This is a genomic window from Bacillus sp. FSL K6-2944 (genome assembly GCF_038005385.1).
GTDB classification, from domain to species: Bacteria; Bacillota; Bacilli; order Bacillales; family Bacillaceae_G; genus Bacillus_A; species Bacillus_A cereus.
The window spans coordinates 1-16,069 of record NZ_JBBOTE010000007.1 but is presented as its reverse complement, the minus strand read 5'-3'; the positions used below and the strand labels follow the sequence as shown (position 1 = coordinate 16,069).

The following is a 16,069-nucleotide window of genomic DNA, read 5'->3' as shown; positions in this document are numbered from 1 at the left end:
CTTGAACCTTAGCAAACTTTTCAACAGGCTCATTATGTAAAGAAGTTACTGAAATCCCTAAAACAAGTAGTATGCACATTAAATATTTAGTCAACTAAATTCACCTCGCTTTTCAATAGCGCTTGTTTCACACCTCTAGCATAAAACAAGTTTCCAGATCTTTCAAAAGATATTAATGCCTCTTTTAATCCTTGTATGTCTCCAATTACTTTTGAATAAGAATATAATTGATGTGCACTAAATCCATTTTGTTCCAAATCTTGGTACATTGCAAGCCCTTTTTCTCGATCTCCATGTAAACATTCATAGTGAGCATGTTCACCAATATGGATATAATTAAAATCAATCTTATGAAGATTGAAATTATTTTCGATATAAAGATGTGCTAATGTTGTTTTAAAAGCAAAATATTTTTGAGACTTTCTAGGGACATGGATATTATCAAGAAGCTCCAAAGCTGATTCCATGTACATTTCTGCTATCAAAGGGTCCTCATACATGTAACTTTCCCCTAAACACCCTTTTGCAACAGCCTTAATCATCGGAATTTCTAAATCTGATTTTAAGATGGATTCACAGACCTCTCTACATTTATCAATTTTATCACTCAACAAATATATATATGCAAGCCTTTCTTTATATTGCATATATAAATGCTCTTTTATATATGTCTGTTTAATTTCTTTTATAAATTTTTCCGCGTCTTTTGCAAATGGAGCAACTGCATTTGATTCGTCCTCATCATACATAGCCACAGTATAAAGCAAGTTTGATAAGGCTTGACATTCTGCGTTAGAAGAAAGTTTTAGTTCCCTTATTTCATCGACTATTTTTTGCCCTTTAATTTCATTTTTATTTCTTTGATTAAACAAATCATAAATTAATAGATACTGACTCACACTGTCAGTATTAATATGCTTTTTTATTAACACATCTATAATCTCATAATCACCAGAAACATGCGAATAACATAAAGCTTTCCTAATGTTCAAAGGACTTTTTGTCAAGAGTATAAAGGTATTAATTTTTTGGCGCCTAACCTCTAAATTGTCATATAAGATACTAACCACTTTTAAAAAGCTATCTAATTTCATTTCATATTTATTTTTACATTCAATTGCCCTAGTTATTTTCTCTCTACTTACCCCCGATAATTTAGCTATTTTACGTAATGTATATTTTTCATTTATCTTTTGTGATATTTCATCCATAAGATGTTTCATTGTAGTTTCTTTTGTAATGATCTCGTTCATAGTGACAATTCCTCCTCACTAAACCCTATTAGCCCTTTACAAAATTTTAACATAACTTTATGTTTTTTATTTTGAAATATTAAGAAACTTCATCAGAATAGTTGAAAAAATAAACACTAAAAATTCAGAAAATTTTTATTGGAATTTCGAATAGGTTTTATTCATCTTTTATTGATATTTTGCGAGGAACGTTTTACAATACAAATATAACAAAAAAAAATAAACCCACCTCGAGCTTTTATCTGGTGTCGTCGCCAAACTTCAGCCAAATAAAAGCTCCCTAACAGGGTTCATTCACAAAAAAATGTATATGACTTTTTTCAGTATCATACTTGATACTGAAATTATACCATATTGTATATGTAATGTGAATATAGAACCTCTGTTTTTCCAGCATTTTTCTGTTTATTTAAGGTGGGAAAATTAGGAGGGCTTTTTGTGTTATTAACTAATTTTTTACTAAGTACCGCAAAACGAGAATTAAGTCCGCAATTATACCGTATCCCTAAGTGTAAAGAGGGCGCTATCAATCAAGCAGTCCAAAGTGTAATCAAAGATATTGATAGCATTCTTTTAGATTTGGAGAACGTAACTACAAAAGAATTCTTCGAAAAAACTCCACGCCGATATCAGGCATTGGAAGTCGTACTTTCCTACCTTGTTCAGGAGGGGTACTCCCAGGTAAAGCAAGAACAAATTAGCCAAAAATCGGGTATTTCTGTACCACTAATCAACTTTATTCTGAATTGGCTAGAAGATCTAGAAGTATGTCATCAAATTAAAACCAGACGTCACAATAAAATTGCGCCATCTATCTACATTTTAAGCCTACATAATAATTACTTGAAAATTATTGAATATTTTAAGCAAAAATGGGCATTAACAATCGATGTTTTTTCTACATTTACAGAGTTTCTGTCCAAGAAAATTAGTAAGAAAAAACATAAGGATACAGATACAAAAGAGGATGCTCCCGTTTCTACATGTCATGGATTCGATTTATTCACTCCTGTCGAACCTGTTGAAGTAGAAGTTGAAGAACAAGAAACGAATTCTGACAAAGATAAAAAATTAGAAGCTAGCTTACGAGATAAACTGGCGGCAAGATTAGAAGAAATGAAGGACCACATGAGTGAAGCACAACAGAAACTTTATGTGTACATTCTAACCCAAGACACGAATATAACTGAAAAAGATGCGTATACAATCGCTTTACGTATGCCAGCAGATCCAGATCGAGATACAAAAAAGGTTTTCAAGGATTGTGTACAATGGTTTGAATATAACCAAGCAGATGTAAGTACCCCTGCACATTTCATAAAAATGTATACGAATAGTGTAAAAGAACTTAGAAAACGCCGAACTCGTAAAGCAAACGAATATTTCGCTAATACGGCACTTAGAAAGCCTTATAAGGGTAAGATTTCATTCGATGTATTCCGAAAATGTCTAGATCCAAACTCTTAAAGCCCGTGCCTAACAACAAAATAAGAATACGATAGCCTTGTTCAAAAAAATGGAAACTAACAAGGCTTTTTGTCATGCAATCATACTTGTTATTTTTAAAATCTACTAATCTTATTATTTAACTTTAATGTGTTAGCGCCATTTTCAGCAAAAAAACACGTGAGATTTATCATAGAATGCTAACTGACTTTCATCAGCAATTAAATAAGAAATTGAATAAGAAGAAATCTCTAATCCCTTGGGAGAGTAAGGATAAAAGCCCCAAAATAAATCCTAATGTATTTAATGTTTTTAATTCTTTTAAAACAAGATTTAATGAATAAGAGTATCCTATATTTTTAGTTTGGGTTTCTTTGCCCAACCCCCGAAAAGGGGGAATAAGACAAAATATACCAAATCCACATGAACTTATGCGTTTTTTATTGTATTATTCTTATATTCAATGTTTATTATAATGTTAATTTCACTCTCAATAGAGTGTACCCTATTGATAATATTGTGTTTAGTTAACTGTATAATGGCTATAAAAACACCTTTACTATGTCGAAATTTGTCAACGTACAATTTTCTTATTTTGGTCGTGTCGGGCCTACAGGAACAAAACGAGGATATTCAAAAACGCTACAAACTACCAATGCTAAACCTATGTTTATGTTATGGAATATATATGTTTAATCAATATTGGGGGCATCTATTTAGCATAGGGCATATTCCGCGGAATCCCTTGAAGACTCGGCGGCCCTGCTACTTACAAAATATAAGTACCAGGTGAAGCTCTCCTGTTAAGGGTATCTCGATTCAGCTATGAATCAGATTCCGTTGACAGGCAGAAAGTTTCTACAACTACAGTCACGGCGCGGCGGCCCCCCTTCCATTCGTCTTTCACTTATCGCGCGTGTCTCTGCCTCTAGTGCCTTCTCCTGTCTAGCCCGGCCCTCGTGTCTCCGCTTGCGTCGCTTCTCGGCGCAGCAGCAAATCCCTCCAGCATGGCAACAATGGTGGTCAGAGCCCAGACACAAACGAGCAGAGCAAGGATCCCCTATTGCATGTCTTTGTGGTTTTCAGATATAATTGCGGTACACAATTTTTAGGAAAAAGGAGTATATAGCCATGACATGGGAATCCGCCCTTGATTTGTTTCTTGCTGATTTGTTAAAACGTGGCCGCAAACCTTCCACAGTGAAACAATATCGGTATGACTTGACCTTGTTTGTCTCTTGGATTCGAAAACGGCTTAAACCGGCTCCAGAAGACGTTTTCCTCTCTTTTGATGTAAATGTATTAGAGAGTTATCTAAAGGCACTTAGAAAGGAACGTGGGGCTTCGATTTCGAATGCGAAACGTGTCCGAGGGATTTTAATTAACTTTTTACAATTTCACGGTGCTGCAGACAGTTTAAAAAGCGACATAGCGCCGCCCAAACTAACCTCTAAGCACTTTGCATCCGATGAAGAAATAGAAACGTTATTACGATTCATGCGAAGCTACAATAGACTGACGGAATACCAGGCATCTGGTAGGAAGTTCATTATGGACCGCAATGTATTATTGGTTCATTTCATGCTGCATTATGGTTTATCAATACAAGACATTATCACGCTCTCTATGCACGATATTCATTTCGGGACCAATACCATCACGCCAGGCGGTTTGCATGCTTATAAGCGCTCTATTAAGCTTTCCAAAGAAGATGTAAAGCTTGCCCTATCCTATTACAAACAGATTCCAAAACTCATACGGCCTCGCCAACAGACAGGGGATCCCTTCTTTGTTGCATTTGACTTTGCGCCGCAAACGTTCCGCTGGGATTATGGCAAAGATCAACCGGCTGCCCTAACAAGAATTGCCGTTCAAAGGATGTTACAGAAAGAAGCGAAACGAGCTGAAATTAAAGTGACGCCCACTATGTTGCGGAATCGATTCATTTTAAGCGCACTACAAAACGGTATGAAGCCGCTTGAAATTAAAGCGTTTTTAGGCTTAAAAAGCACTGAAGCATTGCATAGATACACTCAATTCTGGAATCAAGAACAAAACAAACACAATCTAATTAACATATAAAAGCCTTGGTGCAAGAAAGCCAAGGCTTTTATATGTCATTCGCGGGAAAGTGAATACAAGTCAATACAAATGAATATAAGTTAATACTTATCAATATAAAAATTGCTGTTATTTTTATGATTTTCATGAGGTTTTGTGGGTATTTTTGTATTGACTTGTATTAAATTATATTTATTTGTGTGAAATTGTATTGACTTTTCTGTTATATTTAGCATATAATGGAATTAAGTTAATCGATGATAAATAATCTTTAGGAGGTTTTATATATGACAATTCTTGAAGCTGGTGCAGACGCGGGGAACAGTGGTTTAAAATTAATGGTTTTAGGGCAAGACCCTTTATTTATACCAAGTATCTATTCACATCATATTGGAGAAGCAACAAACATTTTAAGTGATGAAGATATTCCAGTTGAAGAATTAGAAAATAATATTGATGTTACAATTTCATCACCAGCCTTAACAGTAAACAATATGCGTTATATCGTTGGGCAAAAGGTTATCGAAGAGAACATCAAAGGAATTGAAATGGAAAAGAAATCTGATAAATCTAAGGATGATCTTGTGGTCCTTGTGACTTTAGCTGGTTTAGCAGTTAGTGCAATTAAAAAGCAACCAGACAAAAATACAATCAATGTAAAGTATGATCTTTCTGTTGCATTACCTGTCGCAACAATCACACCTAAAACAGCCGAAGAATATGCACAACGCTATATGAATCATCATACAGTAAAATTCCATCATCCAAGCGGACGCGAAGTAACAGTTAATATCCAGGTAGAGTATTGCAAATGCTTACCAGAGGGCGCTGCTGGGTCATGGGGAATTGTATATGATGAAAAAGGTAAAGTAATTAAACGTAAAGTAGAAACTACAGAAGACAAAGTTACAGAAACAGACTTTGTTGATAAAACATTATTATCTTTTGATATTGGCGCTGGTACTACTGAAGAAGTTGTTTCACAAGGTGTTAGCTTTAAACATAAAATGAGTAGAGGCTTACCATATGGAGTTAAAGAAACTTTACTTGATATCATCAAAGTTTGGAACTTGAACAATAAACAAAAAACAATTGATAGTATTGCTGAATTCAATGCGATTTATCTAGATTCAGAGCATCCCCGTCATACTCGCTTAAAAGAAGCATCACGCGGCGCGTTATTAGGTTTAGCTAATCGAATTGCAACGGATATTATCAATAAAATCGATGATATGAAAGATGATCCATATGTGTTTATTTATGGTGGTGGTGCCGCAATCGTAAAAGAAAGCTTACAGCAAATTTTAGAACAAAAAGGACGCTTAACAAATGTTATTTTCTTAAAAAATCCACTTTTCGTAAACGCTCGTGGTTTGTTGGTATATACTTGCTCTCCACGGTTTAAGGCTTTAAAAGAAAAAGCTATGACTCCTGCCGGTGAAAAATAATGGCTCGTAAAGTATACAAAGCTGGAGACAGAGCAAATGTCTACATCAAAAAAGACATTTCACATGAAATGCTTGATTTTATCAACAAACAAAGCGATTTAACAATGTTCTTTTTGTATGCAGCGCAACAGCTTCATAAACAAATCGGTGATACAGATGTGGCGGAAATTCTACCGCGCAAATATACTTTTACATTAGATAGCGAAACAAAGCCTTTACCAATAAAACAAGAGGAAGCGTCAAAACCAGTTCATTCGCTTGCTCTGGATCAAACACATATCGAAACAAAACAAGAAATAACGAAGCCTGGGGAATCCCGTGACGAAGAAGAAAATAAATCTTGGAGTAAACTAGATGATTTAGACGATGATCCCTATGCATAATACAGTGAAATAAAAAGGGTTGCTCTTATATAAGGGCAACTCTTTTTTAAATTTAACTTTTAAAAAAACCCAGTAATTTTTGAAATCCATTTTTTTTAGTTTCTTCTATTTTTTTAACTTCTACTTCCAAGGCTGTTCTATCCCTTTTTTCCGTTATTTCATTTATATTTTTAAAAATGAATTCTGCTTGTTCCGTCAGTTTTTGATTCAGCATTCTTTCGAAATCTTTATTCTGTTTTTCTAATTTTTCTTCGAATTTTTTTTGTTGAATTTCTAATGCCTCATTTACAATTCTTTCTACAGCGTCCTCACTTAATGGACGTATTAACGGACGGTCTTTTTCACGGACAACACCTGTCCGTATTTGCCCTTCAATACTTGATATAACAGCATGGACAGCGTCTTTCATACTCATATTATTTTTCAAACATTTTTGGAGTAATTTTAGATTTTCAATATCTTTTTCTAAGAATGCTCGACGTCCGTTAGCATCTTTAATAAACTGATAATTTTCTTTTTCTAATGCATTTGTCCAATTACGCAATGTAGAGGTATTTGTTTTCAGGCGCTCTGCAACCTCCGCAGCCCAATAGGCTTTTTCTTGTGTAGTATTATCTATATTCATGGTATCGTCCATGGACACGTCCACCTCCTATTTTGTTATTATTCTACATTAAAAAAGACATGCCTTTGAACTTTATTTTAATCACCTCTTATTGAATAACAAAAATAATTAACGATACAGGCAAATAAAATAAGATCGATACCTTAGCATATATGCAACAAAAAAACACTGCGATTTTACCGCAATGCTCTCTTAAATCGACTATCAATCTAATAAAATTACAATCTTTTCACGAAACCGGCTATGCAACACTTGTCACTATACATGTTTTTATCAACAAGTGTTGCAATGTATATGTATTCCATATTCCACAAAAAAATTACAAAACTTTTGCAGGCTGCTAATCATTATTACTATAAGATATGCAATCTACAAAAGCTTTATGTTAATTTTTATTAACCTCAAAGGTATATAATTTTAACATTTTGTACAAGCTTGAGGTAAAAAAGAAAAGGGAGAGTATGTAGTATGTGGGGCCTCGGAAAGAAACGGAGCAAATTAGGTAGATGGCTAGATTCACATGGTTTATATCAAAAAGATTTGCAAAAAGAATCAAAAATCAATCGTACTACTATTTCTCGTATCTGTAACGATCCTTATTATATTCCAAGCCAAAGTACTATAAAAAAACTGTTAGTAGCAATACGCAAAATTGATCCTAATAAAAAAATGAGTGATTTCTGGGATATGTAACGTGGAAGTAGGATTTGATAATCTTGAAAATTATTGATAAAATTTATTTTTCTGAAAAATTTATCTTAACCACTTCTTTCCATTTTTTCATTATCTTATAATGAGATTATAAAAAATTGAAAAGGGGACAGAAGTTGTGGAAATTTCTTATCTAAAAAGGAAAAAAGGAATACTGACAACAGGTATTATTTTATTATGTATCATAGGATTCATTGTAACTGGATTAATAGCCCGTCATTCTAAAGAAGAAGTACGAGAAAAATTACTACAGGCTTTTCAAAAGAAAGATGCCGATACATTTTTATCACTTTTACCAAAAGATGCACAGTCCGCTCCTTTTGCTAAGGATGGTGTACAATCTTTTTTAAAGGAATCTGATAAATATAAGCAAATGTATCCTGTGATGGTAGATGTCATGGATGTAGAGAATACAACCGTTTCTGCTAAGGCATTGGAAGCGCGTAGTAAAGCTATATTACCTTATACCATAGCAAAAGAAGGAAAGACCTGGATATTTTTCGATAATTATGCTATTAAACCAGTAAAGGTAAAAGTTAGTCTTAAAGATATAGATAAAGATGTTGTCTTATCTTTAAACGGCAAAAAAGTTTCACCTTCCGTATTTGATAAACCTTTTTTACCTGGCGTATACGAATTAACTGGAGTAAAAAAATACAAATGGACCACTGTAACAGATAAAACTACTATCAATTTAGGTGGAGATGATCCCGTTGAAACTGTATCACTCAGTTTAAAAGGCGACGAACTAGACTTATCTAAGGAATTTATAGGCTCAGAAATTGTATTTAAGGGAAAACCTACAGGTATTAAGGTTGGAGATGCTGAATCGAAAAAATTTGGTCCAATTAATAAAAAAGATGAAGAAAAAATACAATTAAAAGCAGACTTTCCTTGGGGCAAAAATGGTATTTCTAAATTAAACGATCAAAAAAATAACTCTTTTTTTGGAAAACAACAAAAATATATATTTAAAGTCGATGAAGAAAAAGTGAATCAATTTTTCCATACATTTTTAAAAGAATATGGGGATGCAAGTACAAAACAAAGCATTGATCCTTTCAAATCAGTAACTGAAAAATATAAAAATCAAAAAGCAGAATCTTTTGCTTCGGCAGCACGTAATACATGGTCTGATCCTTGGAAAGGAACACTTGTAAAATCCTATTTGAATAAAGAGATTGTAAAGATTGTTTCAAATGATAAAGGATACCCTATTTTAGAAATGGAAGGAAAGGTAAAGTACCATCTTCCAGCTCAAAAGTACTCACCTGAAAAAGATGCAGTTTATAATGTGCAAGCAAAAGCATTATATGATACAGATCAAAAAGCTTGGAAAATGAATGAGGTTACGGTAGATTCCTTTGCCACAGAGGAAATTGATAAAAATGAAGAAGGAAAATACATTATCACGAACGTTCAATAGGCTAATTAAGACGTGTTAACCTGAAATAAAAAATCATCTCTAATTTTTTTAGAGATGATTTTTTTCGCCAATTCGTTACAATTGTTTTCTTGAAGATCCAACCTGCACAGAAATATTTTTCGATTTAGGAGTTACTTGCTCTAGAAAGTGCTGAATAGAAGGAGCTTGAAAGATGCGGAAATTTGAGCTGGAGATAGGATACATAGAATCGGTAAGAAGTAACAGAGAAGGGAATACATGTGTATGCTTTGGCTGCCAAGGTTCCCTTTGCCAATCCATACTATGAAAATATAATTCGTATCGTTTTATCTTTGCTTGCATCACGGCTTTACTATAAATTGAATTTTGCACTTCAATAAAGAATGGACTTTTTCGCCAAATCGCAAATATGTCTGGCTCCATATACCCTTTTTGGTATTTTGGTTCTACCTGGAATACCTTTGGTTTTTCAACCTGTAGTAACTGTTTGTATACATCTACAATAGCTAAGAAATGCCGGATTTTTTGGCTTCCTTTACGGATTGGATTAGGGTAGGGGAAATATACGTATGGGCGTTGAGAAGTGTCTACATCAATGTATCCCTCACGACATAAGCGCTTCATGACAGTATTGCAACAAGTCACTGCATTTTTTACTTTATTAAAATGAAGATCCATAATATCATCCCTTGATAAGCAACGAAATTGCTGTAAATGACTTATGATTTGTTTATCTCTACTCGTTAGCATCATCTAACACCCCAAATACAGCTTCTTGTCTATGCTCTTCTAGCTCCTTATTCACAATATCCTGGCCTTTTGGGATACGATAGGGTTCTACGATTTCTTTCGCTTTACTTAATTCTAGAAAAGGAGCTTGCACCTTCTGCAATCCATTTAATTTTAGAATCATTTGGCCAGATTGTTCTAGGTGTTCAGATCCAGGAGTGCCCATAATATTACTATTTATAGAATCAGCACATTTAAATCCCATTCTTACCGTCATATTGAGCTTTAATTTACCATCTAGCACTTTCGCATCGGGACGTTGCATACTCAGCATCAGAAAAATACCAAGCGATCGGCCAACGGCGGATATTTTTTCTATGATGGTGGTACATTCTTGCTCATCCTGTAGCATCGCCACTTCATCAATTGCAAGTAAGATGTAAGGAATTTGTTCATTTGAGGTCATTTCATTGTATTCATCAATATGACCCACTTCATATTCTTCCATCAGTTTTCTTCTATGCAGCACTTCTTTCCACAGTTTTTTCAACATCGCTGCCATTTCCACTTCTTCCATACAAACATCTTTTACATGCTTCACTCTTCGTAGAAAATGAAACTCTGAATTCTTTAAATCCCCCAGGTATAGATGGAGTTGGTCCGGTGACTTATATTGAATGAGTGTAGATAAAACAACACGCACCATACTACTCTTTCCGCTCCCAGTTTCCCCCGCAATCAATAGATGTGGTGTATTTGCCTCCACCATATCATAGACAATCATTTTCCCAAATTGGTCACGTCCTACGACAACTGGCAAACGGTACTCTTGTAGCAAGGGCTGCCAATGCTTATATCGGTATGTGTATTGCTGTAATCCCGCATCGGAAAAGAATACATGAAGTACAAATTTTTTCACACTACCTTGAATCATAAGATTCTTCCCTAAAATTTGCTGAAAGCAAAACCATCTCTTTTGGATTTGCGCTGGATCCACTCCATTTGGCAATGTAAAAGTGTACCGCACACTTTCTTTTTGTTCTAAGATGTCATGGATTTTAGGGAAAACCGGAACCTTTCCTCCTCTTGTAAGATGTTCATCATACAACTTCGCTTTTCGAAACACTGTTTCTAATTGATGTTTATACTTTCTTTTTTGTAACCACTCTTTCAAGTCCATCGCCCCCCTATAACATCATTAAAATACGAATAAATACATAGCCAATACAGCCAATTCCACCTATCCGTACACCGTAATACAGCCCTTCTGAAACAAGTTTTGCCGGAAACATATGATCATTACGTACTAGGTATTTCTCTAATAAAACAGCTCCAATTGTAAGCCCTCCTAATACGCCAAGTGCAAGATACGTATGAACAAGTGGCTGTGACATATGAAAGAATGCAAGTGGACTCATAGGACCTATACTATATATCTTTGTTTGTCTTTTCTTCTTATAGGACTGATTCATGAAGGATTGGAAAGAAATTGTCTCTTTTCGCTTCAACATATTGTTCCCTCCTAGAAAAACAAAATCGTTAATAATTGCGGTATCCAGTCCAATGCAATGTAAATACAATCTAAAACCATGTGAGAGGTATTTTTGATGAGCTCAAATGCATCAACAGGTACATTTGTTAGGAAGTTTGCAAGTTCATCTGGTAGTTTTCGTATTTCGCGTGCAGTACCATCTAGTGGCTCTGTCACATACCAGCTGATCCACCTGTACAAAAAATCCGTCGTATCTGTTGCACTCATTGCATTTTGATTTAGCGCATCCCATTGACACATGAACTCGTTTGTCGAACTCCTACACCATTCAGCTATTTCTTGGCTAGTTCGAAATTGCGGACTCGGGATTTGATTCCATCCTTTCATTGGATCACTCTTCAAATAGAATTTTATTTTGTTACCAATCACCTCATAGGTATTTTCCATTGTCACGTCCCCTTATTTGTTATCTAGATGCCTACAAGATTCAGAACAATACTTCTTTCCGTAATACTCCCAATACATCCAAAGCGACAACAGACAGTGACAATACTCACAGTTTTCTTTTGCTACCATTTTGTTTTCCACCGCACTTCCCCCTTTATAAACAAAAATCAAAAATGCATAAATACATAGTGAAATCAACGATTTCTTTTGGTAGTCATACCATGGTTGACGATTTGGCTATGAACTTGGTATTCACTTTGATCATTACCTTGGTAAAGAATATTCGTTGTTGATTGTCTCATATACGTTGTCACGTGTTGTCTTTTTAAATAAACCTTGCTATCGTCCTCCAATCCATAAAGTTTAATGATACAATATAAAAGGAAAGTTTATTCAATTCAGAAAATTAGAGAGGGGAAACAACTATGTCACGATTACAGCAACATTTTGAAGAAAGAAGAGAATACATTTTCAATCGTCTTAAACAACCAGAATACACGGAAAGAAGCATAGAAAAAGTTCGCCAAGCTCAAAAAGAGATCAAAAATACAGTGCGAACGATTAAAGATTTGTTACTTTTCGACAAAACAACTGATCCTTGTTTACCAGAGGTCGCTCAATTTTCTCTTCAACACATTACAAATTCAGAGTCGTTTGAGAATGTAAAAAAACTTGTTCCATCCTCTATAAAAAAGTTAAGTGAAGAAGAACGCGCAAAAGTGTTAGATGAAACATTAAGCGTCGCAAACCAAGTTATGAATTTAGAGCGTACTGTTTTTATTATGATGTTTAATGCAAAAGAACAGCTCCTCATGAATTTTTACAAGAAAAAGCGTAGATCACAGACGGAGCTCCATTTTGATGTTGCGGATAAAGACGGATTTGACCAGGAATTGTATCAAACACGTATTGAGGAATTGCGTAGTGATATTCGTGTGGTAGCATTTAAAAAATTCTGTTCAAATGAACCAACGCCAGATGATTTAGAATCCTTTAAAGAACGTTATGAAACGGCTATATTGCCAAAAGTACAAGAGATTGTTTCTCTCATTGAACCAAGTCTCATAAGGTTAGATGTATTTTTAAACCCAGTGATTGGATATGGTACGAATCAAATTACATTAGATGAAATGGTAAAACAATTAAGTAAAAACCTTTCTTTACTTCATGAATTATCAAAAACTGAATATTGTCCAACCGTTGAAATGACGGTAAAAGAATATGCTTTTTTAGAAGCCATGAACGATTCTAAAAAAGTAAAGGAGTTGCAACCATCTAAATGATTAACATTCAAGAAGATCTGTATCAACAAGTCATCCAATCTAAAAAAGAAGTTATAATTATTTTATTAAATGGTTTTAGAATACCAGGACAGATTATTGCAGTGGATAAGTTTACAATTTTGATTAAAAACAATGATTAAAAACAATGATAAACAACAATTGATATATAAACAGGCTATCTCAACCGTAGCTGTATAAAAAATACATAGTTATTGCAGGGATTAAATTGTATACTTATTATAAAAAAAAGAACCCTTCATAAGGATTCCAACAGGAAATAACAAATATATAACAATAAAAAGAATTAACTATATTATAATTTAAAAATGCAAAAAAATCATATTGAGAAATTAATAAAAAATTGAATTTTCTGTTTTATTAATTTAAAATAAAGTATGAGCTGAATGAGTTTTCTGTCATCGAAACCCTTGTACGAAAGAGAGATAGGATTATTCCTATCTTTTTTCGTATTGTTGTTGAAATCTCATTCCAGATTGTTATAACATAAAAAGGAATTGAGTGGACTAGACTCAATTCCTCGTGGTGAAAACTCATTTGCCAACAGAATACCTTATGAAAAGAATCCTGCTTTTTGTGTAGGGTTCTTTTACTGTGCCTTGAGCATGAAATGTAACACTGTATACGCCATTTTTCTTGCTGAACATCCTCTTTTGAGTGCTAATTGTTGCAGTAACTTTAGTTGAAATTGCGATAGTTCGATTTCTATAAAATATTGAAATGCATGATATTCACGAACAGGGGTGTCCTCCATATAAATGTACTCTATCCCTTCCATAACAAGATCCGAGGCAATTTGATCTAAATCCTCATTATAGAGTGCTAGACCTTGCAGTTTTTCGTATAAATTTGATTCTAATGAAATAAGTAACTTTTTATTATTTTTCCGAAGAATTTTTTGTTGTTCTTTCCAATAGGTTTGCTCTTGTAATGCTACATGTAACATTTTTGATTTCCCCTTTACAAATAGATTTAATATTCAGTCTTTAAGTTATCCATTTTTCCTAAAGTGAGTATCAATTTCTAATTAATCCTTATTTCTTACACTATTGACTGCTGCTAAACATGCAGCTACTCCAAGACGTTCTTCACTATATATCTGCTTGTTTACTGTTAAATACCAGCAGCCATTCTCTATCACTGTAAAAAGGTCTTTGTAACGTCTACCTAACGTTTCTAAAATCAATGTAGATTCTTCAACAGCATTAAAGTATTCAATTGACATACGGATAAATGGTGTATTTCCTTTTCCCCAATATGCTCCACACTTCTCTAACCCTAGAAATTCCTGTGCAATGACGTGTTCTAGCTTTTCAGTTGCAATTGATAAATCGTGATACGGGACCCACCAACCAGAGGAACTCATAGCAACAAATTCTTTTGTAATGCCGTTATAAAGAATTTGGCATATACTAATTCCTTCAAAATCATCTTGTGCTACAACAAAATCCGATTGTTTTAATTGATTTCCATGTCTATCAGCCGTCCCAATTTCAAGTTCTTCACCTTTTAACAATTTTATAGACTTTATCATGATACAGCCCTCCTATTTCTACTTTCCAACACCGCATATTGAAGTAATTTCAACTTTGTTTCTTTGCGAAGCGCTTTCCATTCAGATACACTAATTTTCATCTCTCATTCTCCTTCGAATAATCTTTTTAACATTACACATACTATCTACAAGTCAGCTTCCCACGGCTACACTCTTTCAAATCGGAGCTCGTTCCTCCGTATTGTTTTGAGCATGGCAGGTAACTTAGTCAATTACCTGCCATTTTTACGTATAATCTTAATTTTTGTGCAAAATAACGTTTTGATTAATAACCATTGAGTTCTACTTGTTTCTTTTTTTCATCAAAATATTTTGTTCTTACAATCCCACGTTCCATAGGTAGGACTTGTGTTGCTAAAAAATGCAATGTAATCATGTCATTGTTTACAGCAATACGGGTATGCTCTATCACTTTATATCTCTTCCCTCGATGTGGAACTGTCCGCCCTGGCTGAAGGTCTTCAAAACGTTCATCATTATATCGGTATAAAACTGACAAATGTTCCAACTTACTTAACGTAGGTTTCGGCGATACAGAGATAAAATCATGAAATTCTAAATCCTGCATGGTGTACCATACTGTTAATTCTATGCCGGATATTTTAAAAGCTTCGATGCCGATAATAAGAAACGATTTTCCTTTCAACTTTACCACGTCACCAATTTTATAAGGATTCTTTGAAGAGTCATATAGCACTATTACTTGTTGTAAAGTATGAATGAATTGACCCATTCAGCATTCTCCTTTCTTAGTACAATTCAAAATTTATTAGATTACGCTTTTGTTTCATACGCTAATTTGCTGTAACATGATTCGCAATAATTCTCACCAGATTCTGTTGCTATTCCATGCTCAATCTTGATCTCGCAAACCTCACATAATACATCCCAATTTTCACGTTCTCTCATGATCTCCATCTCCTTTAATAAAATTAGAATTTCTTCCGTTTTAACGAATGGTATAGGTTGTTGGTACTGGTTCTACCAGTGGCGGAAAAACAACCTTTCTCCCGCTATTTACAGCAATAACACTCCCTCCTCAAAATTTATTCAGTGGGCATTTTCTTCATCCACCAATTGCTCTACAAAATTCACAGGTACAAATGCTTATGCGTTAAAGATATTCCACCTACTCTCTCCGCTCTTCAATAAAATTCAAATTTTAATTTACTAAGCCAATAGCAATCAAAGCGCTTACTAATATCAAACCAAT

At 34.2% G+C, this 16,069-nt stretch carries 17 protein-coding genes and 1 pseudogene; 8 read left to right on the top strand and 10 right to left on the bottom strand.

The genetic code is table 11. The features are described 5' to 3' along the window. Positions 1 to 86 precede the first annotated feature (86 nt). Entirely contained in the window at positions 87 to 1,253 is a 1,167-nt protein-coding gene (locus MHH55_RS33720) for an AimR family lysis-lysogeny pheromone receptor (protein ID WP_078186455.1), read from the bottom strand. Positions 1,254 to 1,691: 438 nt separating this feature from the next. Between MHH55_RS33720 and MHH55_RS33715 the strand changes: the two genes are divergently transcribed. From MHH55_RS33715 to MHH55_RS33700, 4 genes are all read left to right on the top strand, one after another. After that, positions 1,692 to 2,720 (top strand): Replicase RepFR55, encoded by a 1,029-nt coding sequence (locus tag MHH55_RS33715; RefSeq protein WP_078186454.1) that lies wholly within the window; start codon positions 1,692 to 1,694, stop codon positions 2,718 to 2,720. 1,110 nt (positions 2,721 to 3,830) lie between these two features. Next, positions 3,831 to 4,781, top strand: a complete 951-nt coding sequence (locus tag MHH55_RS33710) for a tyrosine-type recombinase/integrase (protein WP_078186453.1) — start codon at positions 3,831 to 3,833, stop codon at positions 4,779 to 4,781. Positions 4,782 to 5,047: 266 nt separating this feature from the next. Next, positions 5,048 to 6,208 (top strand): ParM/StbA family protein, encoded by a 1,161-nt coding sequence (locus MHH55_RS33705; RefSeq protein ID WP_078186452.1) that lies wholly within the window; start codon positions 5,048 to 5,050, stop codon positions 6,206 to 6,208. Continuing rightward, positions 6,208 to 6,591, top strand: a complete 384-nt coding sequence (locus tag MHH55_RS33700) for a hypothetical protein (protein WP_078186451.1) — start codon at positions 6,208 to 6,210, stop codon at positions 6,589 to 6,591. Before MHH55_RS33705 ends, MHH55_RS33700 begins: the two co-directional genes overlap by 1 nt. A gap of 52 nt (positions 6,592 to 6,643) precedes the next feature. Here the strand turns inward: MHH55_RS33700 and MHH55_RS33695 are convergent, their stop codons facing one another. Next, entirely contained in the window at positions 6,644 to 7,228 is a 585-nt protein-coding gene (locus tag MHH55_RS33695; protein WP_078186450.1) for a MerR family transcriptional regulator, read from the bottom strand. A 456-nt stretch (positions 7,229 to 7,684) separates the two neighbouring features. Between MHH55_RS33695 and MHH55_RS33690 the strand changes: the two genes are divergently transcribed. Together MHH55_RS33690 and MHH55_RS33685 are read left to right on the top strand one after the other, a co-directional pair. After that, positions 7,685 to 7,909, top strand: coding sequence for a helix-turn-helix domain-containing protein (locus MHH55_RS33690; protein ID WP_078186449.1), 225 nt, complete (start codon positions 7,685 to 7,687; stop codon positions 7,907 to 7,909). 136 nt (positions 7,910 to 8,045) lie between these two features. Then, positions 8,046 to 9,353, top strand: coding sequence for a TcaA 3rd/4th domain-containing protein (locus MHH55_RS33685; RefSeq protein WP_078186448.1), 1,308 nt, complete (start codon positions 8,046 to 8,048; stop codon positions 9,351 to 9,353). A 75-nt stretch (positions 9,354 to 9,428) separates the two neighbouring features. On the opposite strand, the gene MHH55_RS33680 is transcribed toward MHH55_RS33685, so the two are convergent. Genes MHH55_RS33680 through MHH55_RS33665 form a run of 4 tightly spaced genes read right to left on the bottom strand, consistent with a single transcriptional unit; the run spans position 9,429 to position 12,000 of the window. Then, the gene (locus MHH55_RS33680; RefSeq protein ID WP_078186447.1) at positions 9,429 to 10,085 is read right to left on the bottom strand and encodes a replication-relaxation family protein; all 657 of its coding nucleotides are present in this window, start codon (positions 10,083 to 10,085) and stop codon (positions 9,429 to 9,431) included. After that, on the bottom strand, positions 10,069 to 11,241 hold the full coding sequence (locus tag MHH55_RS33675; RefSeq protein WP_078186446.1) for an FtsK/SpoIIIE domain-containing protein: 1,173 nt from the start codon (positions 11,239 to 11,241) through the stop codon (positions 10,069 to 10,071). Before MHH55_RS33675 ends, MHH55_RS33680 begins: the two co-directional genes overlap by 17 nt. A gap of 7 nt (positions 11,242 to 11,248) precedes the next feature. Then, positions 11,249 to 11,572: a hypothetical protein gene (locus MHH55_RS33670; protein WP_078186445.1), complete on the bottom strand. Its 324-nt coding sequence runs from the start codon at positions 11,570 to 11,572 to the stop codon at positions 11,249 to 11,251. A gap of 11 nt (positions 11,573 to 11,583) precedes the next feature. Then, on the bottom strand, positions 11,584 to 12,000 hold the full coding sequence (locus MHH55_RS33665; protein WP_078186444.1) for a hypothetical protein: 417 nt from the start codon (positions 11,998 to 12,000) through the stop codon (positions 11,584 to 11,586). A gap of 425 nt (positions 12,001 to 12,425) precedes the next feature. Between MHH55_RS33665 and MHH55_RS33660 the strand changes: the two genes are divergently transcribed. Together MHH55_RS33660 and hfq are read left to right on the top strand one after the other, a co-directional pair. Next, entirely contained in the window at positions 12,426 to 13,283 is an 858-nt protein-coding gene (locus MHH55_RS33660; protein ID WP_078186443.1) for a hypothetical protein, read from the top strand. Next, positions 13,280 to 13,481, top strand: a pseudogene (gene hfq, locus MHH55_RS33655) (RNA chaperone Hfq). The gene MHH55_RS33660 and the pseudogene hfq overlap by 4 nt, the downstream one beginning before the upstream one ends. A gap of 409 nt (positions 13,482 to 13,890) precedes the next feature. Here the strand turns inward: hfq and MHH55_RS33650 are convergent. From MHH55_RS33650 to MHH55_RS33635, 4 genes are all read right to left on the bottom strand, one after another. Continuing rightward, positions 13,891 to 14,247 carry a hypothetical protein gene (locus tag MHH55_RS33650; RefSeq protein ID WP_078186442.1) on the bottom strand — a complete coding sequence of 119 codons (357 nt, stop codon included), beginning with the start codon at positions 14,245 to 14,247 and terminating at the stop codon, positions 13,891 to 13,893. Between the two features lie 81 nt (positions 14,248 to 14,328). Next, the gene (locus MHH55_RS33645) at positions 14,329 to 14,835 is read right to left on the bottom strand and encodes a hypothetical protein (RefSeq protein WP_254849733.1); all 507 of its coding nucleotides are present in this window, start codon (positions 14,833 to 14,835) and stop codon (positions 14,329 to 14,331) included. Positions 14,836 to 15,121: 286 nt separating this feature from the next. Beyond that, on the bottom strand, positions 15,122 to 15,589 hold the full coding sequence (locus MHH55_RS33640) for a LacI family transcriptional regulator (RefSeq protein ID WP_078186441.1): 468 nt from the start codon (positions 15,587 to 15,589) through the stop codon (positions 15,122 to 15,124). Positions 15,590 to 15,630: 41 nt separating this feature from the next. After that, positions 15,631 to 15,765 carry a hypothetical protein gene (locus tag MHH55_RS33635; RefSeq protein ID WP_078186440.1) on the bottom strand — a complete coding sequence of 45 codons (135 nt, stop codon included), beginning with the start codon at positions 15,763 to 15,765 and terminating at the stop codon, positions 15,631 to 15,633. Positions 15,766 to 16,069 lie beyond the last annotated feature (304 nt).